Annotated in this window: 23 protein-coding genes; 17 read left to right on the top strand and 6 right to left on the bottom strand. The window is 71.2% G+C overall.

Going from position 1 to position 25,277, the window contains the following annotated elements; translation table 11 throughout:
* Positions 1-7 precede the first annotated feature (7 nt).
* The 4 genes from ABD346_RS20085 to ABD346_RS20070 all read left to right on the top strand — a co-directional run bounded on the left by ABD346_RS20085 (position 8) and on the right by ABD346_RS20070 (position 4,472).
* Complete coding sequence (locus tag ABD346_RS20085) at positions 8-1,309, top strand: ABC transporter ATP-binding protein (RefSeq protein WP_381229290.1); 1,302 nt, start codon at positions 8-10, stop codon at positions 1,307-1,309.
* A gap of 95 nt (positions 1,310-1,404) precedes the next feature.
* Positions 1,405-2,811: a M1 family metallopeptidase gene (locus tag ABD346_RS20080; RefSeq protein ID WP_344376563.1), complete on the top strand. Its 1,407-nt coding sequence runs from the start codon at positions 1,405-1,407 to the stop codon at positions 2,809-2,811.
* Between the two features lie 46 nt (positions 2,812-2,857).
* A complete protein-coding gene (locus tag ABD346_RS20075; protein WP_344376562.1) occupies positions 2,858-3,517 on the top strand; it encodes a trimeric intracellular cation channel family protein in 660 nt (219 codons plus the stop codon).
* An 85-nt stretch (positions 3,518-3,602) separates the two neighbouring features.
* Positions 3,603-4,472 (top strand): thioesterase family protein, encoded by an 870-nt coding sequence (locus tag ABD346_RS20070; RefSeq protein ID WP_344376560.1) that lies wholly within the window; start codon positions 3,603-3,605, stop codon positions 4,470-4,472.
* 493 nt (positions 4,473-4,965) lie between these two features.
* Here ABD346_RS20070 and ABD346_RS20065 read toward each other — a convergent pair whose 3' ends face one another.
* Positions 4,966-5,583: a TetR family transcriptional regulator gene (locus tag ABD346_RS20065; RefSeq protein ID WP_344376558.1), complete on the bottom strand. Its 618-nt coding sequence runs from the start codon at positions 5,581-5,583 to the stop codon at positions 4,966-4,968.
* Positions 5,584-5,712: 129 nt separating this feature from the next.
* Here ABD346_RS20065 and ABD346_RS20060 point away from each other — a divergent pair, with 129 nt between their 5' ends.
* The 3 genes from ABD346_RS20060 to ABD346_RS20050 all read left to right on the top strand — a co-directional run bounded on the left by ABD346_RS20060 (position 5,713) and on the right by ABD346_RS20050 (position 7,413).
* Positions 5,713-5,868, top strand: coding sequence for a hypothetical protein (locus tag ABD346_RS20060; RefSeq protein ID WP_189963903.1), 156 nt, complete (start codon positions 5,713-5,715; stop codon positions 5,866-5,868).
* Positions 5,869-5,871: 3 nt separating this feature from the next.
* Positions 5,872-6,174 carry a DUF4190 domain-containing protein gene (locus ABD346_RS20055; RefSeq protein WP_381229165.1) on the top strand — a complete coding sequence of 101 codons (303 nt, stop codon included), beginning with the start codon at positions 5,872-5,874 and terminating at the stop codon, positions 6,172-6,174.
* 69 nt (positions 6,175-6,243) lie between these two features.
* Positions 6,244-7,413 (top strand): cysteine desulfurase family protein, encoded by a 1,170-nt coding sequence (locus tag ABD346_RS20050; protein ID WP_344376554.1) that lies wholly within the window; start codon positions 6,244-6,246, stop codon positions 7,411-7,413.
* 34 nt (positions 7,414-7,447) lie between these two features.
* Here ABD346_RS20050 and ABD346_RS20045 read toward each other — a convergent pair whose 3' ends face one another.
* Positions 7,448-8,053 (bottom strand): N-acetylmuramoyl-L-alanine amidase, encoded by a 606-nt coding sequence (locus ABD346_RS20045; RefSeq protein ID WP_344376552.1) that lies wholly within the window; start codon positions 8,051-8,053, stop codon positions 7,448-7,450.
* A gap of 158 nt (positions 8,054-8,211) precedes the next feature.
* On the opposite strand from ABD346_RS20045, the gene mnmA reads away from it, so the two are divergent.
* The gene (gene mnmA, locus ABD346_RS20040) at positions 8,212-9,357 is read left to right on the top strand and encodes a tRNA 2-thiouridine(34) synthase MnmA (protein ID WP_344376551.1); all 1,146 of its coding nucleotides are present in this window, start codon (positions 8,212-8,214) and stop codon (positions 9,355-9,357) included.
* A gap of 69 nt (positions 9,358-9,426) precedes the next feature.
* On the opposite strand, the gene ABD346_RS20035 is transcribed toward mnmA, so the two are convergent.
* Positions 9,427-10,380 carry an NADP-dependent oxidoreductase gene (locus tag ABD346_RS20035; protein WP_344376549.1) on the bottom strand — a complete coding sequence of 318 codons (954 nt, stop codon included), beginning with the start codon at positions 10,378-10,380 and terminating at the stop codon, positions 9,427-9,429.
* A 104-nt stretch (positions 10,381-10,484) separates the two neighbouring features.
* Between ABD346_RS20035 and ABD346_RS20030 the strand changes: the two genes are divergently transcribed.
* Entirely contained in the window at positions 10,485-11,471 is a 987-nt protein-coding gene (locus tag ABD346_RS20030; protein WP_344376548.1) for a GlxA family transcriptional regulator, read from the top strand.
* 12 nt (positions 11,472-11,483) lie between these two features.
* Here the strand turns inward: ABD346_RS20030 and ABD346_RS20025 are convergent, their stop codons facing one another.
* Positions 11,484-11,813, bottom strand: coding sequence for a DUF427 domain-containing protein (locus ABD346_RS20025; protein ID WP_344376546.1), 330 nt, complete (start codon positions 11,811-11,813; stop codon positions 11,484-11,486).
* A 61-nt stretch (positions 11,814-11,874) separates the two neighbouring features.
* Here ABD346_RS20025 and ABD346_RS20020 point away from each other — a divergent pair, with 61 nt between their 5' ends.
* The 5 genes from ABD346_RS20020 to ABD346_RS20000 all read left to right on the top strand — a co-directional run bounded on the left by ABD346_RS20020 (position 11,875) and on the right by ABD346_RS20000 (position 19,046).
* Positions 11,875-12,414: an LOG family protein gene (locus tag ABD346_RS20020; protein WP_344376545.1), complete on the top strand. Its 540-nt coding sequence runs from the start codon at positions 11,875-11,877 to the stop codon at positions 12,412-12,414.
* 250 nt (positions 12,415-12,664) lie between these two features.
* Positions 12,665-13,354, top strand: coding sequence for an SDR family oxidoreductase (locus ABD346_RS20015; RefSeq protein WP_344376544.1), 690 nt, complete (start codon positions 12,665-12,667; stop codon positions 13,352-13,354).
* A 91-nt stretch (positions 13,355-13,445) separates the two neighbouring features.
* Positions 13,446-14,420 carry a methionine synthase gene (locus tag ABD346_RS20010; protein ID WP_344376748.1) on the top strand — a complete coding sequence of 325 codons (975 nt, stop codon included), beginning with the start codon at positions 13,446-13,448 and terminating at the stop codon, positions 14,418-14,420.
* Between the two features lie 25 nt (positions 14,421-14,445).
* On the top strand, positions 14,446-16,647 hold the full coding sequence (gene ligA, locus ABD346_RS20005) for an NAD-dependent DNA ligase LigA (RefSeq protein ID WP_381229174.1): 2,202 nt from the start codon (positions 14,446-14,448) through the stop codon (positions 16,645-16,647).
* A 275-nt stretch (positions 16,648-16,922) separates the two neighbouring features.
* Positions 16,923-19,046, top strand: coding sequence for a putative bifunctional diguanylate cyclase/phosphodiesterase (locus ABD346_RS20000; protein WP_344376542.1), 2,124 nt, complete (start codon positions 16,923-16,925; stop codon positions 19,044-19,046).
* A gap of 383 nt (positions 19,047-19,429) precedes the next feature.
* Here ABD346_RS20000 and ABD346_RS19995 read toward each other — a convergent pair whose 3' ends face one another.
* Together ABD346_RS19995 and ABD346_RS19990 are read right to left on the bottom strand one after the other, a co-directional pair.
* Positions 19,430-21,370, bottom strand: a complete 1,941-nt coding sequence (locus ABD346_RS19995; RefSeq protein ID WP_344376540.1) for a phosphocholine-specific phospholipase C — start codon at positions 21,368-21,370, stop codon at positions 19,430-19,432.
* A 210-nt stretch (positions 21,371-21,580) separates the two neighbouring features.
* On the bottom strand, positions 21,581-22,972 hold the full coding sequence (locus tag ABD346_RS19990) for an exonuclease/endonuclease/phosphatase family protein (RefSeq protein WP_344376538.1): 1,392 nt from the start codon (positions 22,970-22,972) through the stop codon (positions 21,581-21,583).
* Positions 22,973-23,232: 260 nt separating this feature from the next.
* Between ABD346_RS19990 and gatC the strand changes: the two genes are divergently transcribed.
* Genes gatC through ABD346_RS19975 form a run of 3 tightly spaced genes read left to right on the top strand, consistent with a single transcriptional unit; the run spans position 23,233 to position 25,263 of the window.
* Positions 23,233-23,529, top strand: a complete 297-nt coding sequence (gatC, locus tag ABD346_RS19985; protein ID WP_003966094.1) for an Asp-tRNA(Asn)/Glu-tRNA(Gln) amidotransferase subunit GatC — start codon at positions 23,233-23,235, stop codon at positions 23,527-23,529.
* 4 nt (positions 23,530-23,533) lie between these two features.
* Complete coding sequence (gene gatA / locus ABD346_RS19980) at positions 23,534-25,027, top strand: Asp-tRNA(Asn)/Glu-tRNA(Gln) amidotransferase subunit GatA (protein WP_344376536.1); 1,494 nt, start codon at positions 23,534-23,536, stop codon at positions 25,025-25,027.
* Positions 25,024-25,263, top strand: coding sequence for a hypothetical protein (locus tag ABD346_RS19975; RefSeq protein WP_189963931.1), 240 nt, complete (start codon positions 25,024-25,026; stop codon positions 25,261-25,263). The genes gatA and ABD346_RS19975 overlap by 4 nt, the downstream gene beginning before the upstream one ends.
* Positions 25,264-25,277 lie beyond the last annotated feature (14 nt).

Genomic DNA, 25,277 nt, shown 5'->3' with positions numbered 1-25,277 from the left:
CAACGACGTGACGATTCCCGCGCAGAGCAAGAGCGCGGTCCTGACCAAGGAGGCGGCTCCCGGTGAGGTGCTGCTCAAGGTCAGCGGCCTGCAGAAGCACTTCCCAATCCGCAGCGGTCTGCTGAAGCGGCAGACCGGCTCGGTCAAGGCTGTCGACGGCATCGACTTCGACGTGCGCTCCGGCGAGACGCTGGGCGTGGTCGGCGAGTCCGGCTGCGGCAAGTCGACGATGGGCCGACTGATCACGCGGCTGCTCGAACCGACCGGCGGCACGGTCGAGTTCGAGGGCCGGGACATCACCCACCTCGGGGTGCGCGGCATGCGGCCGATGCGCCGCGACGTCCAGATGATCTTCCAGGACCCGTACTCCTCGCTGAACCCGCGGCACACGGTGGGCGGCATCATCTCCGCCCCCTTCAAGCTGCAGGGCGTCACCCCGGAGGGCGGGATCAAGAAGGAGGTCCAGCGCCTGCTCTCGGTCGTGGGCCTCAACCCCGAGCACTACAACCGGTATCCGCACGAGTTCTCCGGCGGCCAGCGCCAGCGCATCGGCATCGCCCGCGCGCTCGCGCTCAACCCGAAGCTGGTCGTCGCGGACGAGCCGGTCTCGGCGCTCGACGTGTCCATCCAGGCGCAGGTGGTCAATCTCCTCGACGACCTGCAGCAGGAGCTCGGCCTCACGTACGTGATCATCGCGCACGACCTGTCGGTCATCCGGCACGTGTCGGACCGGATCGCGGTCATGTACCTCGGCAAGATCGTCGAGTTGGCCGACCGCAAGTCGCTGTACGCGGCGCCGATGCACCCGTACACCAAGGCGCTGATGTCCGCGGTGCCGGTGCCCGACCCCAAGCGGCGCGGCATGAAGAGCGAGCGGATCCTGCTGAAGGGCGACGTCCCCTCGCCGATCTCGCCGCCGAGCGGCTGCCGGTTCCACACCCGGTGCTGGAAGGCGACGGAGGTCTGCAAGACGCAGGAGCCGGTACTCGTGGAGCTCAAGCCCGGCCAGCAGGTGGCCTGCCACCACCCGGAGAACGCGCCGGACCAGGCGCCGGGCGAGGCGGTGCTTCCCGAGGCCAGGGAGTCGATCGAGGTCGTGACGATCGGCGAGACGGTGACGGCGGAGGCGCCTGCCGCCTCCGAGGCGGCCGAGGAGCCTGCCGTGGCAGAGGCGGCTGAGGCGGCAGAGACGTCCGAGGCGTCCGAGGCGTCCGAGGCGGCAACGGCATCCGAGGCGTCCTCCGAGGCGACGAGTGGCGAGGGTGAATCCGGACCGGACGGCACCGTTCAGGAGTCAACCGACAAGTAGGGCATGACAGTTCGGCAAAGTCATGTTCATGCCGAAGCGGGAGAGTGCAGAGTCTGCGTGTCCGTACCAACGGCATGCGTACGAAGGGCAGACTCATGGCACTCTCCCGTTCAGCACGTCGTACCTCCTCCCGGCTGCTCGCCCTCGCCACCGCGGTGGCCGCCGGGTTGACCATCGCCGCCGCGCCCGCCGCCTCACCCGGCGCCCCGGGCATCGGTGATCCGTACTTCCCCAATCTGGGCAACGGTGGTTTCGACGCCCTCCATTACGACCTCGGGGTGAGCTACAACCCCGATTCCGGGCGCCTGGACGGGCGCACCACCCTGACCGCCCGGGCCACCCAGAACCTCTCCAGCTTCGACCTCGACCTCCAGAAGCTCACCGTCGACTCGATCCGGGTGAACGGCAAGCCCGCCGACTTCAGCAGAACCGGCGACGAGATCGTCATCACGCCGCGCCACCGGCTGCGCAAGGGCGAGGAGTTCGAGGTGACGGTCGCCTACGGCGGGGTACCGCAGGCGCTGAACGGCCCCATCGTCTTCGGTTCCGACTACGGGTGGATGAAGACCAAGGACGGCGTGTTCGTGGCGTGCGAGCCGAACGCCGCCTCCACCTGGTTCCCGTCCAGCGACCACCCCGGCGACAAGGCGACGTACGACATCCGTATCGACGCGCCCAAGGGTCTGACGGGCGTGTCCAACGGGCGCCTGGTGGACTCCCACGACAAGGGCGGCCGTTCGTACTTCCACTGGCGCGAGACCAAGCCGATGGCTACGTATCTGGCGACCGCGTCCATAGGCAAGTTCGACGTGAAGACCGGCAAGACGCCTGCGGGCACGCCCATTTACGTCGCCATCGACCCGGTCCTGGCCAACCAGAACAAGGTCGACGTGTACGCGGTGACAGCCGAGGCCACCGACTACTGGTCCAAGCTGTTCGGCCCGTACCCGTTCGAGGAGACGGGCGCGGTCGTCGACGACATGCCCGAGGCCGGGTTCTCGCTGGAGACCCAGTCCAAGCCGAGCTATTCGGCGGTACGTTCCGAGTCGACCATCGTCCACGAGCTCGCCCACCAGTGGTTCGGCGACTCGGTGTCGGTCGCGCACTGGGACGACATCTGGCTCAACGAGGGCTTCGCGACGTACGCGCAGTGGCTGTGGGCCGAACACCGCGGGACGGCGACGGCTCACCAGTCCTTCCTCAACACCTACAACTCGATCCCGGCGTCCTCGGACTTCTGGAAGATCGAGGTGGCCGACCCGCAGCGCGACACGATGTTCGCCTCCGCGGTCTACCAGCGCGGCGCGATGATGCTTCAGGAACTGCGCGAACGCATCGGTGACCAGGCCTTCTTCAAGCTCCTCCCGGCCTGGACGAAGCTGCACCGCTACCAGAACGCCGACACCGAGGACTTCATCGACCTGGCCGAGCACATCTCGGGCCAGTCGCTCGACGGCCTGTTCCAGAAGTGGATCTACGACACCGGCAAGCCCGCGCTCTAGGCCCGGCGTGTGCTCGGGGGCACCTCCGCATGAGTAAAAATGCGGGGTGCTTCACGAACTGTTCAGTCCCTCCGTCCAGCATGCGCTGGACCTCGTCGGAATCTTCGTCTTCGCGATCTCCGGCGCCCTGCTCGCCGTGCGCAAGAACTTCGACGTGTTCGGCATCGCGGTGCTCGCCGAGGTCACCGCACTGGGCGGAGGGCTGTTCCGCGACCTCATCATCGGAGCGGTCCCGCCGGCCGCCTTCTCGGACCTCGGGTACTTCGTGACCCCGCTGCTGGCCGCGGTGCTCGTCTTCTTCCTCCACCCCGAGGTGGAGCGAACCCAGACCGCGGTCAACGTCTTCGACGCGGCGGGCCTCGGCCTCTTCTGCGTGACGGGCACGACCAAGGCGTACGACTACGGGCTCGGCCTCACCTCCTCGGCGGCCCTGGGCCTCGCGACGGCGGTGGGCGGCGGCGTACTGCGCGACGTGCTGGCCAACGAGGTCCCCTCGCTGCTCCGCTGGGACCGCGACCTGTACGCGGTCCCCGCGATCGTCGGCTCCACCATGATCGTGCTCTTCATCCGCTTCGACCTCCTGAACGCGACGACGAGCGGCCTGGCCGTGGTCACGGCGTTCCTGCTCCGCATTGCGGCCCTGAAGTACCACTGGCGGGCACCGCGGGCCTGGAACCGGCGGAGTTCCACGCTGGAGGAGGCGTGAGCGCTCTGAGGGGTCGGGCCGGGGTCGCGCTCGGCCGGGCAGAAAAAGCTACCGCTCAGTAATTTATCGGTGTACGGTGCTGCGCATGGCACAGGCATCGTCACAGGTATTCCCCGCCGCGATCGGGGACAGCGAGTTCGACCGCGACACCGCCGTCACCCTGCGCGAAGCAGGGGTCTATGACGCGGAACTCTCTGCGGGCTGGACCATCATCCACGCCGTCAACGGCGGCTATCTGCTCGCCCTGCTCGGCCGTGCGCTCGGCGACGCCCTGCCGCACCCGGACCCGTTCACGGTCTCCGCGCACTACCTCACGCCGTCCGTGCCCGGGCCCGCGGTCGTCCGCACCCAGGTGGTGCGCACCGGCCGCACCCTCTCCACCGGCCAGGCCTCGCTCTTCCAGTACGACGAGAGCGGCGCGGAGGTCGAACGCATCCGGGTCCTCGCCTCGTACGGGGACCTCTCCGCGCTGAGCGGCGACGTGCGCACCACGGCCAAGCCGCCCGCGATCCCGCCGCTCTCGCACTGCATCGGCGCGACGGACGCCCCCGACGGCAGCCGGCCGCCCATCCCCGGCAGCTCCGCGATCACCGACCGGCTGATGCTCAAGCTCGACCCGACCACGCTCGGCTGGGCGGTGGGCGCGCCCTCCGGCAAGGGTGAGATGCGGGCGTGGTTCGGGCTCGCCGACGGGCGCGACGCCGACCCCATCTCGCTGCTGCTCACCGTCGACGCGCTGCCGCCGACCTCCTTCGAGCTGGGCCTGAAGGGCTGGACCCCGACGGTCGAGCTCACCACGCACATCCGCTGCCGTCCGGCGCCGGGGCCGCTGCGGGTGTCCATCACCACGCGGAACCTGGCAGGGGGATTCCTGGAGGAGGACGCGGAGGTCTGGGACTCGGCGGACCGGCTGGTCGCCCAGTCCCGGCAACTGGCGCGAGCGCCACGGGACTGAGGGGGACGGGTTTGCCCACCCCGCCGGCCCCGTGGCGGGCGCTGGGCAGACTGAGCCCCTGGGGCTCCGCCCCAGACCCCCGGGGGGCTTCGCCCCCAGACCCCCACAAGCGCCCTGCCCCTCCGCACCCTGACCCTCGCGGAAGCCCCGCCCCTGAGCCGTCAGTGGCATCTCGCAGTACCGGCCCGAGGGGGAGCGGGCTCCGCCCTTGCCCCCTCCGCGGGCTCCGCCCCCGCCCCCTCTCGGGGGCTCCAGGCCCCGGCTCCCTCGCTTCTCGCGGGATGGCTTCGGCTCGGGGGCTGTTCGGGGTCTCGGAGCTGGGTCCGCCCTTCCCGGTGTCGAATCCCAGCCCCTCCGGCGGCATTTGAGGAGCGGGGTCGGGGGCGGCGACCCCAGTAGCACCCATCCGGGCGCGGCCGAGGGTGGCATCAACCCCCGGAGGGTCTCGGGAAGGGGTGGGGTGGGGGACTCCAGGGGGGCCGGGGCGGAACCCCTAGTCCAGCCAGTGCCGGCGGCCCAGCGTCACCAGGCGGAGCTGCGCGCGGGCGGTCGTGAGGATCGACTCCTCGTCGGACTCGTCGCCCTCCAGCAGAGCCGACGCCGTCATCACCATGTGATCGACGTACACCCCCGCCAGCATCCGCAGATCCGCCGAAGTCCACCCCGCCGACTGCGGATCCGCGCCGAGCGCCTCGGCCACCTCGTCGGCGAAGCGCCGCAGCTGGACGCCGATGGCCTCGCGGACCGGGGCCACCCCGCCGTGCCGTTCGCGGGCGATGAAGCGGACGTGCGCCGGGTGCGTGCGTACCTGCGCGGCGATCAGGGCCACCGCCCGGTGGATGCGTTCCTCGCTCGCCCCGGTCGTCACGATCGCCGCCCGGATCGTGTCGTGGAGGCTGCCCAGCGCCTGCTCGACCAGGGCCACCCCGAGGTCGGCCGTGTCCGTGAAGTGGCGGTAGAACGCGGCCGGCGCGACTCCCACGGCCCGGGTGACCTCGCGGAGCCCGAGGCTGCTCAGGCTCTGGTGCTCCAGGAGCTGGAGCGCCGAGTCCATGAGGGCCTGCCGGGTCTTCTGCTTCTGGGCCTGCCGGATTCCGAGAGTGTGGCTCATACCACTCAGTAAACAGCTGTTTGCTGAAGTTGGGAAGACTAGACTCAGTAGTCAGTGAACAGTCGTACTCCCAAGGGTCGTTGGGGGCCGTCCGGTCCCGTCGCCCCGCCGCACACAGAAAGGGATCTCATGCTTTTCCTCGTCGCAGCCCTCCTCCTGCTGGGGGTCGTGCTGGGCTCAGCGGCGCACCTTCCGCTCCCGGTCACCCTCGCCGTCGCCGGCGTCATAGGCGTCTGGCTCATCGTCTTCGCCGCCCGCGAACGCCTCTCGCACCGGAAGGGCTGACCAATGGAACTCGCAGCGATCCGACGCCGCACACTTCCCCAAGCTCCCAAGGGGCAGGGGGGACCCCCGTCCCGTGACGCCGACGGGATGGCCATCGCGGCCTTCGTTCTCGGCCTGCTCGGGCTGCTCGTCATGAACCTCGTCCTCGGCCCCATCGCCATCGTCCTGGCCTCGCTCTCCCTCCTGTACGGGACCAAGCGCCGCGGCCGCGCCCTGCTCGGGCTCGCCCTGGGCGTGGCCGACCTCGCGGTCCTGCTCAGCCTGGTCCTCGCCGACCACACCGTCTCCTGGGGCCTCGGCGGCTGAACCCCGCCTGGGCCCTGGCCGGAACTGCGGCACGGCCCGCCCGGCGCGGCTCGTAGAATCGGGCCCACCATGGCTTACCTCGACCACGCCGCGACCACTCCGATGCTCCCGGAGGCGGTCCAGGCGATGACCGCCCAGCTGACCGCCACCGGCAACGCGTCCTCGCTGCACGCCGCCGGACGGCGGGCCCGCCGCACCGCCGAGGAGGCCCGCGAGGAACTCGCCGAAGCGCTCGGCGCCCGCCCCAGCGAAGTCGTCTTCACGGCGGGCGGCACCGAGGCCGACAACCTCGCCGTCAAGGGCCTGTACTGGGCCCGCGGGGACGCCGACCCGCGCCGCGTACGCGTGCTCGCCAGCCCCGTCGAGCACCACGCCGTGCTCGACGCGGTGCACTGGCTCGCCGACCACGAGGGCGCCACCGTCGAGTACCTGCCCGTCGACTCGTACGGGCGGGTGCATCCCGACGCCCTGCGCGAGGCCATCGAGCGCAACCCCGACGACGTCGCACTGGTGACGGTCATGTGGGCCAACAACGAGATCGGCACCGTTCTGCCGGTCGGTGAACTGGCCGCGGTGGCGCGGGAGTTCGGCATCCCGATGCACGCGGACGCCGTCCAGGCCTTCGGTCAGCTCGACGTGGAATTCGCCGCGTCCGGACTGGCCGCCATGACCGTATCCGGACACAAGATCGGCGGCCCGTACGGCATCGGCGCCCTGCTGCTCGGCCGCGAATACACCCCCGTCCCCGTGCTGCACGGCGGTGGCCAGGAGCGGCACGTGCGCTCCGGCACCCTCGACGTCCCCGCCATCGCCTCCTTCGCGGTCGCCGGGCGGCTCGCCGCCGAACGGCGCGGCGCGTTCGCCCGGGACGTCGGAGGGCTGCGCGACCGGCTCGTCGAGGCCGTCCGCAAGGCCGTGCCCGACGCGATCCTCGGTGGCGACCCGAACCCGGCGGGGCGCCTGCCCGCCAACGCCCACTTCACCTTCCCCGGCTGCGAGGGCGACTCCCTCCTCCTGCTGCTCGACGCGCAGGGCATCGAATGCTCCACCGGCTCCGCCTGCACCGCCGGCGTCGCCCAGCCCAGCCATGTGCTGCTCGCCACCGGCACCGACCCCGACCTGGCCCGAGGCACCCTGCGCTTCTCGCTGGGCCACACCTCCACCGAGGCCGATGTCGAAGCGGTCGCCGACGCGATCGGACCCGCGGTCGAACGGGCCCGCACGGCAGGGCTCGTCTGAGCCGCCGCCCCCGGAACGCGGCCGCCCCCGCTGCTCAGGCCCGGCCGGCCGCCCCGACCAGCGCGATGTAGCGCGGCCAGTCCCAGTGCGGACCGGGGTCGGTGTGATCGGTGCCGGGCACCTCCACGTGCCCGACGATGTGCGTCCGGTCGACGGCTATGCGATAGCGGGCGCAGATCGCGGCCGTAAGGCGTGCCGACGACGCGTACATGGCATCGGTGAAGGACGACGCCTCCTCGACGAAGCCCTCGTGCTCTATCCCGACGCTGCGCTCGTTGTACTTCCGGTTTCCCGAGTGGAAGGCCACGTCCATCTCCCGCACCGTCTGCGCGATGTGCCCGTCCTTGCGCACCACGTAATGGGCGGCGGCCTTGTTCTCCGGGTCCTCGAACGTCCTCAGGGCGCTGTCGAAACTGCCCTGCACGACATGGATCACCACCCGGTCCACCCCGTAGTCGTCCGGCCGGTCGGCCATCCGCCAGTTCGCCGACGACGCTGCCACCCACTGGGCGCCCGCGTAGTCGATCGCCCCGGCCTTGCGCGGCTTGTGCGGCCTCGCCTGCGGCGCGTTCAGGTATCCGATCGTCCCGAGCGCCACCACCGCGCCCCCGATCAGCAGCCCCCTGCGGCTGGTCGCCATATGCCCCGCCCCCGTCCCTCCCGTACCGCCCACCGCTTTCCGTGAGGCCCCGCCGCACCCCTCGGGGCCCTGGGAAACCCCGGATCCGTCCCCTCTGAGATCCACAACGGATACTCCCGCGCCCCGGGTTCCCGATCCCACGTACCCTTACGAGTGCTATGACTCAGACTTCGCCGCAGCCCTCGCCGATGACCTCCCCGCGCCCCCTGCGCGTACTCGCCGCCATGTCCGGCGGCGTGGACTCCGCCGTCGCGGCCGCCCGGGCCGCCGAAGCGGGCCACGACGTCACCGGCGTGCACCTGGCGCTCTCCGCGAACCCGCAGTCCTTCCGCACCGGGGCCCGCGGCTGCTGCACCATCGAGGACTCCCGGGACGCCCGCCGCGCCGCGGACGTCATCGGCATCCCGTTCTACGTCTGGGACCTGGCGGAACGCTTCCGCGAGGACGTCGTCGAGGACTTCATCGCCGAGTACGAGGCCGGCCGCACCCCCAACCCGTGCCTGCGCTGCAACGAGAAGATCAAGTTCGCGGCGCTGCTCGACAAGGCCCTCGCGCTCGGCTTCGACGCCGTGTGCACCGGCCACTACGCGACCGTCGTCCTCAACGAGGACGGCACCCGCGAGCTGCACCGCGCCTCCGACATGGCCAAGGACCAGTCGTACGTCCTCGGCGTGCTCGACGAGCGCCAGCTCGCCCACGCGATGTTCCCGCTCGGCGACACCCTCACCACCAAGGACGAGATCCGCGCCGAGGCCGAGCGCCGGGGCCTGGCGGTCGCCAAGAAGCCCGACAGTCACGACATCTGCTTCATCGCCGACGGCGACACCCAGGGCTTCCTCGCCGACCGCCTCGGCAAGGCGGAGGGCGACATCGTCGACGAGTCCGGCGCGAAGATCGGCAGCCACGAGGGCGCCTTCGGCTTCACCATCGGCCAGCGCAAGGGCCTGCGCATCGGCCACCCGGCCGCCGACGGCAAGCCCCGCTACGTCCTCGACATCTCCCCGGTGAACAACACGGTCACCGTGGGCCCGGTCGAGGCCCTCGACGTCACCGCCCTCGGCGCGATCAAGCCCCGCTGGTGCGGCACCGCCCCCGTGGGCCCCGGCACGTACACCGCGCAGCTGCGCGCCCATGGCGGCGAGACCGAGGTGACCGCCGAGCTCGTCGACGGCGTCCTGAACGTGACGTTCACCGAGCCGGTCCGCGGCGTCGCTCCCGGCCAGGCGATCGTCCTGTACGACGGCACGCGCGTGGTGGGCTCGGCGACCATCGCGACGACCGAGCGGGCCGCGGCGCGCGTCTAGAGGCGCCCGGCTTTGAAGCGGGCGTCCAAGAAGGCGCCCGCTTCAAAGAAGCCCACCCCTAAATGAGGGTCATCCCTGGACGACCCGCAGCACGAGCTTGCCCTTGGTGCGGCCCCGCTCGCCGTATTCGTGCGCCTTGGCCGCGTCCGCGAGTTCAAACACCGAGTCGATCTCGGCACGCAGCCGGCCCTCCTCGACCAGCGCCGCGATCGCCCGCATGCCCGCGTAGTCCGCCTCCACCAGGGTGAAGCCCGCCCGGACGCCCAGGTCGGCCGCCTCCGTGAGCAGCCCGTCCTCGTCCGCGGACGCGATCGAGACCAGGACGCCGCCACGGCGCAGCACCTTCAGGGAACGGTTGCCGTACGCGTCGCCGATGGGGTCGAGGACGACGTCCACGTCCCGCACCGCCTCGGTGAAGTCGACCGCGGTGTAGTCGATCACTTCGTCCGCGCCCAGGCCCCGGACGAAGTCGTGCTTGGCGGCGCTCGCCGTGCCGATGACGTACGCGCCGTGCGCCTTGGCGATCTGCACCGCGAGGTGGCCGACGCCGCCCGCCGCCGCGTGGATCAACACCCTCTGTCCGGCGGTCAGCCGAGCCGTCTCGATCAGCGACTGGTACGCGGTGAGCGAGGCCAGCGGCAGCGCAGCGGCCTGGATGTGGTCGATCCCGGCGGGCTTGCGCGTGAAGTGCCGGGCCGGGGCGGTGACGTACTCCGCGTACCCGCCCGCCTGGTGCGGGAAGCGCGGCATGCCGAACACCTCGTCGCCGGGCCGGTACAGGGTGACGCCGAAGCCCACCGCCTCGACCGTGCCGGAGACGTCCCAGCCGAGGATCGGCGGCGTGCCCATCACCGCGAGACCGCCGCTCGCGCGGACCTTCCAGTCGGCGGGGTTGACGCCGGCCGCGTGCACCCGCACCAGGATCTCGGCCGGGCCCGGTTCGGGCCGCTCGGTCTCGATCTCGGCGAGCACTTCGGGGCCGCCCCAGCTGAGGGGGCTGATGGCGCGCATGGTCTGGGACATGTCTGATCCTTTTCGGGGTGTTTCCGCTGGTGGGAGCACCAGCCTGCACCCAGGGCGGGCATCGTGGTGCTGGCCGTTTGGCCATGATGTGACAGAATCTGGCCATGACTGCACGACGGAAAGTCCACCAGGTGGCGGTGCTCGCACTCGACGGGGTGGTCTCCTTCGAGCTGGGCATCCCGTCCCGGATCTTCGACAGCGCACAGGGGCCGGACGGTGAGCGGCTGTACGAGGTGACCGTGTGCACCGCCGACGGGCGGCCGGTGCGCACCGAGGCAGGGTTCTCGGTCGCGGTCGACCACGGCCCCGAGGCGCTCGCCGCGGCCGACACCGTGGTGATCCCGCCCACCCACGACCTCGGTGCGATGGCCGAGGGCGGCCCGTTGCCCGAGCCGCTGGCCCGCGCCTTCGAGCGGATCCGGCCCGGCACCCGCATGGTGTCCATCTGCACGGCGTCCTACGTCCTGGCCGCCGCCGGGCTGCTCGACGGGCGGCCCGCCACCACGCACTGGTGCGACGCCGCCGCCTTCGCGCGCACCTTCCCGCGCATCGAGGTGGACCCGGGCGTCCTGTTCGTCGACGACGGCGACGTGCTGACCTCGGCCGGCGCCGCCGCCGGTATCGACCTGTGCCTGCACCTCGTACGCCGCGACCACGGCAGCGCGGTCGCCAACCGGGCCGCCCGGCACTGCGTCGTCCCGCCGTACCGCGACGGCGGGCAGGCCCAGTACATCGAGCGCCCGGTCCCGGAGCCGACCCTCGCCAGCACCGCGGCCACCCGTGAGTGGGCCCTCGGCCGGCTCCAGGAACCGCTCTCGCTGGGAGAGATGGCCGCCCATGCGCGGATGAGCCTGCGCACGTTCACACGCCGCTTCCGTGAGGAGGCGGGCATGACACCCGGCAACTGGCTGACCTCCCAGCGCCTCGAACTGGCCCGCCAGCTCCTGGAGTCCAGCGACCTCCCGGTGGACCTGGTCGCCCACCGGGCCGGCTTCGGCACGGCCAACTCGCTGCGCCAGCACATGCGTTCCGTCCTGGGCGTCTCCCCGGTCGCCTACCGGCGCACGTTCCAGGTCGCCGCGCGGACCTGAGCCGGGACCGGACTACTCGCTGACCGTCTCCACTTCGTAGAAGCACAGGTGGTCCTTGATCTCGGCCACGTCCGGCTTCGGGTCGGGGTAGTACCAGACCAGGTCGGCCGCCTCGGGCAGCGACCAATAGGAGGCCGTGCCCTTGAACGGGCAGTACGTGTGGGTGTCCGACGGGGTCAGCAGGTCGGTGCGGACGTCCTCGGGCGGGAGGTAGTAGCGGACGGGGAGGCCGGTCTCGCGCAGCAGCAGCGGACGGCTGCTCTCGGCGAGCACCTGCCCGTCGCGAACGACCCGCACGTGCTCGGTGCCCCGCTCGATGGTGATGCGATGTCCAGTCGTCATAAGAGGTGCAGCGCTCGCCGGACGGTTCTTCTTCCCCGCCGCCCTTTCGTATTGTTGCCGTATGAACATTTGCGTCTTCCTCTCCGCGGCCGACCTCGACGAGCGCTACACCCGCCCCGCGAAGGAGTTCGCCGAGCTGCTGGGCAAGGGCGGGCACACCCTGGTGTGGGGCGGCTCCGAGAGCGGACTCATGAAGGTCGTCGCCGACGGGGTGCAGCAGGCGGGCGGGAAACTCGTCGGCGTCTCGGTCGACTTCCTCGCGGAAAAGGCCCGCAAGAACGCCGACGAGATGGTCATCGCCAAGGACCTCGCCGAGCGCAAGGCCCTGCTGCTCGCGAAGTCGGACGCCGTCGTGATCATGGTGGGCGGCACCGGCACCCTGGACGAGGCCACCGAGATCCTGGAGCTGAAGAAGCACGGGAAGACCACCAAGCCCGTCGTCCTGCTGAACACCGCGGGCTTCTACGACGGCCTCAAGGAGCAGTTCCGCCGGATGGAGGACGAGGGCTTCCTGCCCGTGCCCCTCACCGAGCTGGTCTTCTTCGCCGAGGACGGCGTAGCCGCGCTCGCCTACCTGGAAGAGTCCCTCGGCATCCAGTAGGTCGATGGCCCGTTCACCGAGCTGGCCTGCGCCGAGGACGGCGTCGCCGCGCTCGCCTGCCTGGAAGCTGTGACATCAGCCGCTCCCGTGGCGGGCCTCGGCATCCAGTAGGGCGATGGCCCATTCACCGAGCTGGCCTGCGCCGAGGACGGGGTTGCCGCGCTCGCCTGCCTGGAAGCTGTGACATCAGCCGCTCCCGCGGCGGGCCTCGGCATCCAGCAGGGTGAGGACCAGTGGGACCATGGCAGGCATGGCTACTCATCTGATCACCGGGGCCGGTTCCGGCATCGGCGCGGCCGTCGCGCGCCGGCTGCACGAGCGCGGCGACGAGCTCATCCTGCTCGCGCGCGACGCCGGACGCGCCAAGGAGCTCGCCGCCCGCCACCCGGGCGCCCGCACCCTCGTCGGCGACCTCGCCGACCCCGACCGCCTCTCCTGGGCCTTCGACAAGCAGCCGATGCCCGAGCAGCTCGACTCGCTGCTGCACATCGCGGGCATCGTCGACCTCGGCCCCGTCGGCGAGCTGCGCCCCAGGACCTGGCACCAGCAGCTCAACGTCAACCTGATCGCGCCCGCCGAGATCACCCGCCACCTGCTGCCCCAACTCCGCGCCTCGCGCGGCCACGTGGTGTTCGTGAACTCCGGCGCCGGCCTCAACGCGCATGCCGAATGGGGCGCGTACGCCGCCTCCAAGCACGGCCTCAAGGCGCTCGCCGACTCCCTGCGCCACGAGGAGCACGCCAATGGCGTCCGCGTGACCTCGGTCTACCCGGGCCGCACCGCGAGCCCCATGCAGGCCAAGGTGCACTCGCAGGAGGGCAAGGAGTACGACCCGTCGCGCTTCATCGACCCCGAGTCGGTGGCCACCACCATCGTGATGGCCATCGACCTGCCGGCCGACGCCGAGGTCAACGACCTCACCGTGCGCCCCGGCAAGTAGCCGGGACCGGGCGCCGCCCCCGGTTGCGTACGCTTCCGGGGTGAGCGAACAGAGCAATTTCCCCTGGGGGCCCGCCACCGGCGTCGGCTCGATGCCGGGCGGCGACGCGCGGGAGACCGCCAGGACCGTCACCGGATCGCTGATCGGGGCCGACGGGGCGAGCGGCGACTTCCCCCACCTCGCGGAGCTGCCCGCGCGCGGGCCCGGCGCCGACATGATCGGGCGGACCATCGGGCTCCTCGTCGAGATGTACGGACATGTGGAGCCCAGCGGCTGGCGCGTCAGCGACCGGCCCGGCCGGGACACCCGGCGGGCCAGGTCCTGGCTCGGGGAGGACCTCGACGCCCTGGAGGAGTTCACCCAGGAATACACCGGGCCGCTGAAGGTGCAGGCCGTCGGGCCGTGGACGCTGGCCGCCGCCCTGGAGCTGCGCAACGGCGAGCTCTCGCTCGGCGACCCCGGCGCCTGCCGCGACCTGGCCGGATCGCTCGCCGAGGGCCTGCGCGACCACCTCGCCGACGTACGCCGCCGGGTCCCCGGCGCCCAGCTCGTGCTCCAGCTGGACGAGCCCTCCCTCACCTCCGTGCTGCGCGGGCAGATCCGTACCGCCAGCGGATACCGCACCCACCGGGCCGTCGACCGGCAGGTCGTGGAGGCCGCACTGCGGGACGTCGTCGCCGTGCACGACGGCCCCGTCGTCGTCCACTCCTGCGCGCCCGACGTCCCGTTCGCCCTGCTGCGGCGGGCCGGCGCCGCCGGGGTGTCGTTCGATTTCTCGCTGCTCACCGAGCGTGATGACGAGCAGATCGGCGAAGCCGCCGAGAGCGGCATCAAGCTCTTCGCCGGAGTGGTGCCGGGCACCGACGGCCCATTGTCAGACCCTGCCGGTAGCGTCATGGGTGTCAGGACGCTGTGGCGCAGGCTGGGGCTGAATCCGGGGACTCTGAGCGAGTCCGTGGTGATCACACCGGCATGCGGTATGGCGGGTGCGTCCCCGGCCTATGCCCGGGCCGTGCTCGCCCACTGCGTCCGGGCGGCGAGATCGCTCGCGGACAACCCTGAGTGACGGGGAAGACGGGAAACGGGAGGACATGACGGTGGCTGGCGAACAGAACGCAGCGGTGCCCGCGGAGGCACGGGAGAAGCACGCGCTCCTCGCCGAGCAGATCGAGGCGCACCGCTTCCGGTACTACGTGAAGGACCAACCGGTCATCAGCGACGGGGACTTCGACAAGCTGCTCCGCTCGCTCGAAGCCCTGGAGGACGAGCACCCCGAGCTGCGCACACCCGACTCGCCGACCCAGAAGGTGGCGGGCGCCTACGAGACGGACTTCGCGTCGGTCGAGCACCGCGAGCGGATGCTGTCCCTGGACAACGCCTTCGACGACGAGGAACTGGCGGCCTGGGCCGAGCGCATGGCCAAGGACGTGGGCACCGCCGACTACCACTACCTGTGCGAGCTGAAGGTCGACGGCCTCGCCGTGAACCTGACGTACGAGCACGGCCGGCTGACCCGCGCCGCCACCCGCGGCGACGGCCGCACCGGCGAGGACATCACGCCCAACGTGCGCACCATCGCCGACATCCCGGACCGCCTCAAGGGCGACCGCGTCCCGGAGCTCGTCGAGATCCGGGGCGAGGTCTACTTCCCGATGGAAGCCTTCGAGGGCCTGAACGCGCGCCTGGTCGAAGCGGGCGACAAGCCGTTCGCCAACCCGCGCAACGCGGCCGCCGGTTCGCTGCGCCAGAAGGACCCCAAGGTCACCGCCACCAGACCGCTGCACATGGTGGTGCACGGCATCGGCGCCCGCGCGGGCTTCGACATCGACCGCCTCTCGCAGGCATACGACCTGCTGCGCGAATGGGGTCTGCCGACCGCCCAGCACAACAAGGTCGTCAAGTCCCTCGAAGAAGTACGGCAGTTCATCGCCTACATGGGCGAGAACCGGCACTCGGTGGTGGAGCACGAGATCGACGGCGTCGTCGTCAAGCTCGACGAGATCCCCCTCCAGGGCCGCCTCGGCTCCACCGCGCGCGCCCCGCGCTGGGCCATCGCCTGGAAGTACGCGCCCGAAGAGGTCAACACCAAGCTCGTCAACATCCGCGTGGGCGTGGGCCGCACCGGCCGCGTCACCCCCTACGCCCAGGTCGAGCCCGTCACCGTGGCCGGCTCCGAGGTCGAGTTCGCCACCCTCCACAACCAGGACGTCGTCAAGGCCAAGGGCGTCCTCATCGGCGACACCGTGGTGCTGCGCAAGGCCGGGGACGTCATTCCGGAGATCCTCGGCCCCGTCGCCGACCTGAGGGATGGCAGCGAGTACCCCTTCGAGATGCCCGCCGAGTGCCCGGAATGCGGGACCGCGCTGCGTCCGATGAAGGAGGGCGACATCGACCTTCGCTGCCCCAACGCCCAGTCCTGTCCCGCCCAGTTGAGGGAGCGGCTGTTCTACCTGGGCGGCCGCAAGAGCCTCGACATCGAGAACTTCGGATACGTCGCGGCCGCCGCCCTCACCAAGCCCCTGGAGCCGGCCACCCCGCCGCTCCTCGACGAGGGCGATCTCTTCGACCTCACCATGGATCAGCTCCTGCCCATCAAGGCGTACGTCCTCGATCAGGACAGCGGACTGCCCAAGCGCGACCCCAAGACCGGCGAGGAGAAGATCGCGCTCGTCTTCGCCAACATGAACGGCGAGCCGCGCAAGAACGCCGTCTCGATGCTGGAGAACATCGCGGCCGCCAAGGAGCGCCCGCTCGCCCGCATCCTCACCGGGCTCTCCATCCGCCACGTCGGCCCGGTCGCCGCCGAGGCGCTGGCCCGCGAATTCCGCTCCATCGACCGCATCGAGCAGGCCACCGAGGAGGAACTCGCCGCGGTCGAGGGCGTCGGCGGCATCATCGCGGCCTCCCTCAAGCAGTGGTTCGCCGAGGAGTGGCACCAGGAGATCCTGCGCAAGTGGAAGGCCGCCGGCGTCCGCATGGAGGACGAGAACACCGGCGAGGACGAGGGGCCGCGCCCGCTGGAGGGCCTCACCGTCGTCGTGACCGGAACTCTTGAGCGGCACACCAGAGATGGCGCGAAAGAGGCGCTGCAGAGCCGCGGAGCCAAGGTCACCGGTTCCGTTTCCAAGAAGACCTCGTTCGTCGTCGTCGGCGACAGCCCGGGTTCCAAATACGACAAGGCGATGCAGCTGAAGGTTCCGGTTCTGGACGAGGACGGCTTCGCCGTTCTGCTGGAACAAGGGCCCGACGCGGCAAGAGAAGCCGCGATGCCCAACGCCCCAGAGGGGGAATGAGACACAAAGGAGGGTAGTAACAGGGGGCCTGGAGGCTGCGCGGAGTCACCCGTTCGGCGCATAGCAGACCGATGCGGGTGGCTGGGTCGCATTCGGGCAAGAGCTGTAGACCGCTGCCCGACAGAGCCTTCTGCGGCCTACTGTTGAGATGTGCGCCTGTCGTGCACGGCTGAGGGCCTCTGCTGGTGGAGCGGTTGGGGTTCAGCACCAGTCGTGGTGGCATGACATCGGGGCCATCGCGTGCACGGGCACTGCCGGCTGTGAGAGGGACGGGAATGAAACCGACCGAGAGCACCGCCCCGGCCGTGAGGCTGCGCGGGTTCACGGGATTTTCGTCCAGACTGACGGCCGTTGTCACAGGCCTCGCGGGCGTGGTCCTCGCCATCGGCTTCTACCGGGCGGTCCAGCACGGCGACGCGCTGTTCCCGGGCGGGACGACGGGCTGGTCGCTCGCCGTCCTCACCGGCATCATCGTCGGCCATCTCGTCGCGCTCGGCCGTGAGCGCTGGTGGGGCGGCACCGGTTCGGGCGCCGCCCTCACCATCGCCGTGCTGCTCCTGTACGGCTGGCTGCCGGCCGCGCTGGTCAGCCTGGCCGTGGTGGTCCTGGTCGGCGCCGCGCGGCGCAACCGCTGGCGCCAGGGCGTGCTGCACGGCGCGGTGGACATCCTCGGCATAGGAGCCGCGGGCCTGGTCCTGGCCGCGTTCGGTGTGGCCCCGGGCGTGGCACAGCCGTGGTGGCCCACCCAGTGGAGCATCGCCACCGCCCCCGAAATCGTGCTCGCGGCCGGTACGTATCTGCTGCTCACCAGGATGCTGCTCTGGTACGCGCTGGCGCCCCGCGGCGGCGGGCTGCCCACTGTCGCCCGTACGGCCCTGCTCAGGCAGGGTCTGGTGGCCGTCGCGCTGCTCGGGATCGCCCCGCTGATCTGCGTCGTCGCCATGTCGGTGCCCGTGCTGCTGCCGCTGTTCGCGGTGCCGCTCGTCGCCCTCGACTCGACGCTCTGGATCGCCCGGGCCCGCGCCGAGGAGCAACTGCGCGACACGCTCACCGGCCTCCCCAACCGCCAGTGGCTCCTGGAGCGCACCTGGTCGGCCCTGGAGGCGGCGGAGAGCAGCGGCACCCGCTCAGCCCTCGTACTGATCGACCTCGACCGCTTCCGGTCGGTGAACGACACCCTCGGGCACCTCGCCGGAGACCGCCTCCTCCTCCAGATAGCCGAACGGCTCAGGGCGGCTCTGCCGCGGGGCGCGGAGGCGGCCAGGCTGGGCGGCGACGAGTTCGCCGTGCTCCTGCCCGTCTGCGACTCCGCGACCAGCGCCATGCGGACAGCCCGCGGCCTCGTCGCCGAGCTGTCCTCGCCGCTCGACCTGGACGGGCTGACCCTCGTCCTGGAGGCCAGCGCGGGCGTCGCGCTCTTCCCCGACCACGCGCTGGACGCCGAGGGGCTGCTCCGCCGGGCCGACGTCGCGATGTACCAGGCCAAGCGGGACCGTACGGGCGTCGAGGTCTACGAGTCCAAGCGGGACTCCAACACCCCTGACCGACTCGGCCTGTTGGGCGATCTGCGGCGCGCGCTCGATGCCGGGGACGTGGAGCTGCACTACCAGCCGAAGGTCCAGTTCGACGGCCAGGTGGCGGGACTTGAGGCGCTGGTGCGCTGGGTGCACCCCGAGCGCGGGCGGGTCTCTCCGGACGAGTTCATCGCGATCGCCGAGTCCAGCGGGCTGATGCCGCACCTCACCGAGTACGTCCTGGAGACCGCGCTCGCCCAGGTGGCGCGGTGGCGGGCCCAGGGTCTCAAGGTCCCGGTCGCCGTCAATGTGTCCCCGCGCGACGTCCACACGCCCGGCTTCGCGGGGGCCGTCGCCGCCCGCCTCGCCCGGCACGGCGTCCCGGCCGGTGCGCTCCAGCTGGAAATAACGGAACACGTTCTCCTGGAGGACCCGCAGCGGGCCGCCGACACCCTGGCCGGGCTGACCGGGCACGGCGTGAAGATGTCCCTCGACGACTTCGGTACGGGGTACTCCTCGCTCGTGCATCTGCGGCGGCTGCCGGTCAGCGAGTTGAAGATCGACCGGTCTTTCGTGGCCCGGCTCGCCATCGACAACGAGGACGCGGAGATTGTGCGCTGCACCGTCGATCTCGCGCACTCGCTGGGGCTGTTGGTGGTCGCGGAGGGTGTCGAGGACGACGAGACGTGGGAGCGGTTGCGGGATCTGGGGTGTGATGCGGTGCAGGGGTGGCTGGTGGCTGCGGCGATGCCGCCCGCTGAGGCTACGGCCTGGCTGCTTGCCCGGGGGGACTCCGGGTGGCATCGGCCCGCCGAGATCGCGGCGGCTGCGGCGGCTGCGCGGGCGGAGGCGGAGGCGCAGGGCTCCGGCCAGCCCGTCCAGTGACCCGGCTCCCATCCCTGGGGCTCCGCCCCAGACCCCGTTTCGCGCGTGAAGGGTGTTCGTCCTCAAACTCCCCCAAGGCCTCAAGGGCCAGGGGGACCCCCATGACGGGCTGAAGACGCCGCTGCCACCCAGAACCGATGCCGCGAGGGACGCCCCGGCCAGGGGCGCGAGGAACTGCGCCGCCAGCCACGCATGGCCCGCAAATGAACGCGGCCTTCAGGGGCGCGGGGAACTGCGCGAGCAACCGTCCGCGGTCCGCGGGTGAAGGCGGGGTTGGGGTGCGGGGAACTGCGAGAGTAGCGCCCACGGTTCGCGGGTGAAGGCGGGGTTGGGGGCGCAGGGAGCTGCGCGGGCGGGGTGCTCCCTGCGCGCCCGGGGTCGCGCTAGGCCCCGTGGACCGTGCCCGCGTACCGTTGGGCAAAGCGCGTTCCGCTCGATGCCGTCACCGTAACGTCGTAACTTCCCTCCCGCACCGGCCAGTTGAGCGAGGAACGGCCGCCCGCCGGGACCCACACCACGCGCGAAGCGCGGTCGTCCGCCACGGTGAACGAGACCTCCGACGGGCCCTCGTTGCGGAGGCGGAGGTCCAGGGTCCGGCCGTGCAGGGTCGCGGTCGCCGAGGGGAGTGGGGCCGGGGTGTCGTGGTGGGTGAGCGTGCCCGAGAAGCGGCGTACGAAGCCGTCGGCGCCGTGGACCGTGAAGTCGTAGCGCCCGTCGGTTTCCGAGGTCTCCCAGATGTATGTTTTCGACGCGCCCGGGGCGACCGTGAACGGGGTGCCGGTGAAGGGCTTCACCGCGTTCGGCAGCACCGTGAAGTGGAAGGCGGCCTTCCCGTGGTTGGCCAGGGTGCAGGTGACCCGGCCCGTCGTGCGGTTCACCGTGACGTCGGCCCAGGGGCGGTACGGCAGGGGGCGGTGCGGGCGGGTGCCCGGCTCCTGGGTGGGCATCGACTGGCCGCCGTTCGGGGGCAGTTTGACCGCGGGCAGGGCATTGCCCGCGTCCGCCTTCGCCATCAGGGCCACCGTGTCCGGGAGCTTCGGGATCGAATAGTCCGGCTTCGTGAAGTCGAAGCAGGTCGTCAGGTCGCCGCACACCGCCCGGCGCCAGTCCGAGATGTTCGGCTCGCGCACCCCCGTGACCAGCTCCAGGAAGCGGAGCACCGAAGTGTGGTCGAAGACCTGGGAGTTGACGTAGCCTCCGCGTGACCACGGGGAGATCGCCCACAGCGGTACGCGGTTGCCGAGGCCTATCGGGCGGCCCGCCGCGAACTCGTCCGGCGTGCCCGGCTCGGGGGACGGCGGCAGTACGTGGTCGAAGTAGCCGTCGTTCTCGTCGTACATCACCAGGAAGACCGTGTGCTTCCACACCTCCGGGTTCGAGAACAGCGACTGGAGCGCCTGGTCGACCCAGTGCGCGCCGTAGTCGGGCCCCGCCGAGGGGTGCTCGCTGAACAGATACGGCGCCACCAGCCAGGACACCGTCGGCAGCGTGCCGTCCTTGCAGTCCTTGTCGAAGGCCGCGGGGTCGAACTTGGTCATCGCGTTGACGTAACGCGCGTCGTCCTTCGCGAAGTTGTGGAACTGCTTGAAGTACGAGAGCGCGTTGTCGTCGTAGTCGCCGTACCGGTCGTCCTTGGACGGGTTGTGGTACACCCGCCAGCTGACCTCGGCCGCCTCCAGACGCTCGGCATACGTCGTCCAGTCCGCGACCGGGTTGTCGGTGACCGGGGTGTTGTCCGTCCAGGGCCCGGTCGTGCCGTCCTTGCCGGGGCCGCAGGTGCCCGTCCACAGGTAGAGGCGGTTGGGGTCGGTGGGGCCCGCCTGCGAACAGAAGTAGCCGTCGCAGAGGGTGAACGCGTCGGCGAGGGCGTACTGGTAGGGGATGTCCTCGCGGGTGAAGTAGCCCATGGTGCGCTCGCCCTTGGCGGCCACCCACTTGTTCATCGCGCCGCCGTTGATCGCGGTGTGGCCGGTGCCCCAGTCGTGCGGGAGGCCGCCCGCGTTCTGGGCGTTGTACTTCGTCGTGTCCATCCGGAACGGCAGCGTGAAGCCGTCCGAGCGGCCCGCGTCGGGCTGACGGAAGACGGAGTCGCCGTTCGGGAACGTCAGCGCCTGGCGGTCGTCGAAGCCCCGGACGCCACTGAGGGCGCCGAAGTAGTGGTCGAAGCTGCGGTTCTCCTGCATCAGGACGACGACGTGCTTGACGTCCTCGATGCTGCCCTTCGGGCGCGGGGCCGCGGTGGCGGGTTCGGGCAGGCCGACGGCGGCAGCGGCGGCGGTCGCGGCGGACGCGCCCACGAAGGCGCGACGGCTGAGCGGAGTCATGACGGAGGAGTCCTTCGGGTCAGGATCGATCGGCTGCGGGACGGGGCGTGGACCCGGCGGGCGGAGAAGGGACGCGCCTCGGGCCCAGCGCGAGGTGGTTCGGCGCACGGTGGAACGGGACGCGCCGAGGGCGCGGCGGAGGAGGAACGGCACATACCGCGGGCTCAGCGCAAGGTGGCTCGGCGGAAGGCGGAAGGGGCGTGTGGCGGCTCAGCGCACCGTGAAGGTGACCGCCGGCGCCGCGTGGTCCGACGGCCAGCCGTTCCCCGCGGTGTCCGGCACCGGCTTCGGCCAGCCCGTGACCAGCGCGTACGCGGCCTCCACGTGCAGCGGCCCGGCGTACTGGATCTGGTCGATACGGTCCTGCGGCTCCCCGGGCCGCACCGGCGACCACGTCGTGCCGGGCTCGCGGGACGGGTTCGGGTGGGCCTCGCGGAAGGCGTCGTGCAGGCCGGACGCGCCGAGCGCCACCGTCACCGGCCAGCGCACCTTGGTGGCCCGGTCCAGGTGGGAGGGCGAGGCGAGCCCGGCCGCAAGGACGACCGGAGTGTTCCGCGCGGCCAGGTCGCCCTTCATCGCGGCGAGCAGCGCGGTCGCCTGCCGGTACCGCGCGCTCGCGAGCTCGGCCGCCTCGACCTCGGCGGGGGTGCGCCCGTCCCGCAGCGCATAGGGCCCGTACGCGGCCTCGTCCAACTGGGCCGTCCAGAGCCGCAGCCGCCGCCCGCCCGGGAGTTGGAGGGTCGCGGCCGCCGTGCCGGGCAGCGGCGAGGCCGTGTCCGCGAGCGGGAAGCGGCTGACGATGCCGGCGCCGGCCGTGGTGTCATAGGCATGCCATCCCAGCGCGTCGGCCAGGGGCTTGGCCGAGGTGCCGCCCGTCTCCTGGAGCGCGAGCACGTCGAGGCCCTGCCCGAGGACGAGGCGCAGCAGCTTCTCCGGTACGCCGTCGATGTGCGCGCCCGCGTCCCAGAGGTTCAGCGAGGCGATCGTCGGACGCGGCCGCGCCCCGGCGGCGCGCACCGGCACCTGGACGGTGACGACGTCGCTCGTGCCCGCACTGTCCTTGACCGCGACCGTGATCCGGCCCGGGTGCGCGCCCGGCCGCGCGGGCGCCGTTCCGGTCACCGTGCCGTCGGCGCCGACGCCCAGCCAGGAGTCGCCGGACAGCCGCCGGAAGGACGGGGTTCCGGAGGGGTTGCCCGCGGGCCGCACCCACAGCGGGCCGAGCGGAACCGACACGGGTGACCCGGCCGCGTACTCCCCGGTCGTGAAGGAGTCGACCACGGCGTGCGGCGGCACCACCTGCGGCTTCGCGGTGATGGTGATCGGCGGGGTCTGCGCGAGGATCCCGTAGCCGTCCTTGGCCAGGAGGTAGGCGGTGTACACGCCTTCGCCGAGGCCCGAGGTGTCGAGCGTGAGGTCTCCGGAGGCGGCCGCGACGTACGACCAGACCAGCGAGGAGCCGGTGCCGGGCTTGCGGTCGCCGTCGTAGACGCCGATCCAGTTCTTGGGATCGGGGGCGTCGGTGGTCCAGTGGAAGGCGAGCTTGTCGCCCTCGCGGGGGCCGGCCGGCGCGACGAGCCGGAGCGTACTGAGGGGGGACACGGCGGGTCTGGTCCTCTCTGTGGACGACGTGGTGAGGCGAGTTGGCTGGACAACTTCGCCAAGTCAGCCAGTCGTCCGCACACGCGATGTGAACGGAGCATGACCAGATGTGGGAGATCCCCGGACGGGCCGGGAAGAGCCCGGCGACGGGGGACGGGGGCGGTGACCGAGGGTGAGCGGGTAATCCGTTTCGTGGTGAGGGTGCCGCGCCCCATAGGATTGGGCCCAAACCACAATCACTCACCCCTGAGGATCGCTGCATGCCTGGCATTACGCGCGAGGAGGTCGCCCACCTCGCCCGGCTGGCGCGTCTGGAGCTGAAGGGCGAAGAGCTCGACCACTTCGCCGGACAGCTTGACGACATCATCGGCGCGGTCGCCCGCGTCTCCGAGGTCGCCGACCAAGACGTACCCCCGACCTCCCACCCGCTGCCGCTGACCAATGTCATGCGCGCGGACGAGGTCCGTCCGTCGCTCACCCCCGCGCAGGCGCTCTCCGGCGCCCCGGCCCAGGAGCAGCAGCGTTTCAAGGTGCCGCAGATCCTGGGGGAGGACTAATCACATGACGGACATCATCAAGCTCACCGCCGCCGAGATCGCCTCGAAGATCGCGTCCGGCGAGCTCACCGCCGTCGAGGTCACCGAGGCCCACCTGGCCCGCATCGAGGCCGTGGACGAGAAGGTCCACGCCTTCCTGCACGTCGACCGCGAGGGCGCGCTCGCGCAGGCCCGCGCCGTCGACGCCAAGCGCGCGGCCGGCGAGAAGCTCGGCCCGCTGGCCGGCGTGCCCCTGGCGCTGAAGGACATCTTCACCACCGAGGGCATCCCGACCACCGTCGGCTCGAAGATCCTCGAAGGCTGGATCCCGCCGTACGACGCGACGCTCACCAAGCGCCTCAAGGACGCCGACGTCGTCATCCTCGGCAAGACCAACATGGACGAGTTCGCCATGGGGTCCTCCACCGAGAACAGCGCGTACGGGCCGACCGGCAACCCGTGGGACCTGACCCGCATCCCGGGCGGCTCCGGCGGCGGTTCGAGTGCCGCGCTCGCCTCCTACGAGGCCCCGCTCGCCATCGGCACGGACACCGGCGGCTCGATCCGCCAGCCCGCCGCCGTCACCGGCACCGTCGGCGTCAAGCCGACCTACGGCGCGGTCTCCCGCTACGGCATGGTCGCCTTCTCGTCCTCCCTCGACCAGGGCGGGCCCTGCGCCCGTACGGTCCTGGACGCGGCGCTCCTGCACGAGGTCATCGCCGGACACGACCCGCTCGACTCGACGTCCATCGACGCGCCGGTCCCGCCGGTCGTCGAGGCCGCGAAGAACGGTACCGTCGCCGGGATGCGCGTCGGCGTCGTCAAGCAGTTCTCCGGCGAGGGCTACCAGGCCGGTGTCGTCCAGCGCTTCAACGAGTCCGTCGAGCTGCTCAAGTCGCTCGGCGCCGAAATCGTCGAGCTGGACTGCCCGTCCTTCGACCTGGCGCTCTCCGCGTACTACCTGATCGCGCCGTCCGAGTGCTCCTCGAACCTGGCCCGCTTCGACGCCATGCGCTACGGCCTGCGGGTCGGCGACGACGGCACGAAGTCCGCCGAGGACGTCACCGCGCTCACCCGCGAGGCCGGCTTCGGCGACGAGGTCAAGCGCCGCGTCATCCTCGGTACGTACGCGCTGAGCTCCGGCTACTACGACGCGTACTACGGCTCGGCCCAGAAGGTCCGCACGCTCATCACGCGCGACTTCGAGAAGGCCTTCGAGCAGGTCGACGTGATCGTCTCGCCGACCACGCCCACCACCGCCTTCCCGATCGGCGAGCGCGCCGACGACCCGATGGCGATGTACCTCGCCGACCTGTGCACCATCCCGACCAACATGGCGGGCAACGCCGCCATGTCGCTGCCCTGCGGCCTCGCGCCGGAGGACGGCCTTCCGGTCGGGCTGCAGATCATCGCCCCCGCCATGAAGGACGACCGCCTGTACAAGGTGGGCGCCGCTGTCGAGGCCGCCTTCGTGGAAAAGTGGGGTCACCCGCTGCTTGAGGAGGCTCCGTCGCTGTGAGTGCACTGACCAAGGCCAAGGGTTTCAAGAAGTCCAAGGCCGGCACGTACCTGTCCATGGGCACCACCGCCTTCGGCGCGATCAGCGTGGCGAAGCAGGTCAAGAAGGCCCGCCTGGAGCACGACACGCTGAAGCTCGTCGACGCGATCGTCTCCGCCGCCGCCATCGCCACCGGTATCGCCCTGCTGTACCGCGAGCTGAAGCGCCTCGGCGACGACGACGTCCTGCTGGGCTGAGAGGGAAAGTTTCA

It is taken from the genome of Streptomyces mauvecolor, assembly GCF_039532965.1.
GTDB classification, from domain to species: Bacteria; Actinomycetota; Actinomycetes; order Streptomycetales; family Streptomycetaceae; genus Streptomyces; species Streptomyces violascens.
Note: the sequence above shows the minus strand (reverse complement) of the source record. Positions and strands in the feature narration are given on the sequence as shown.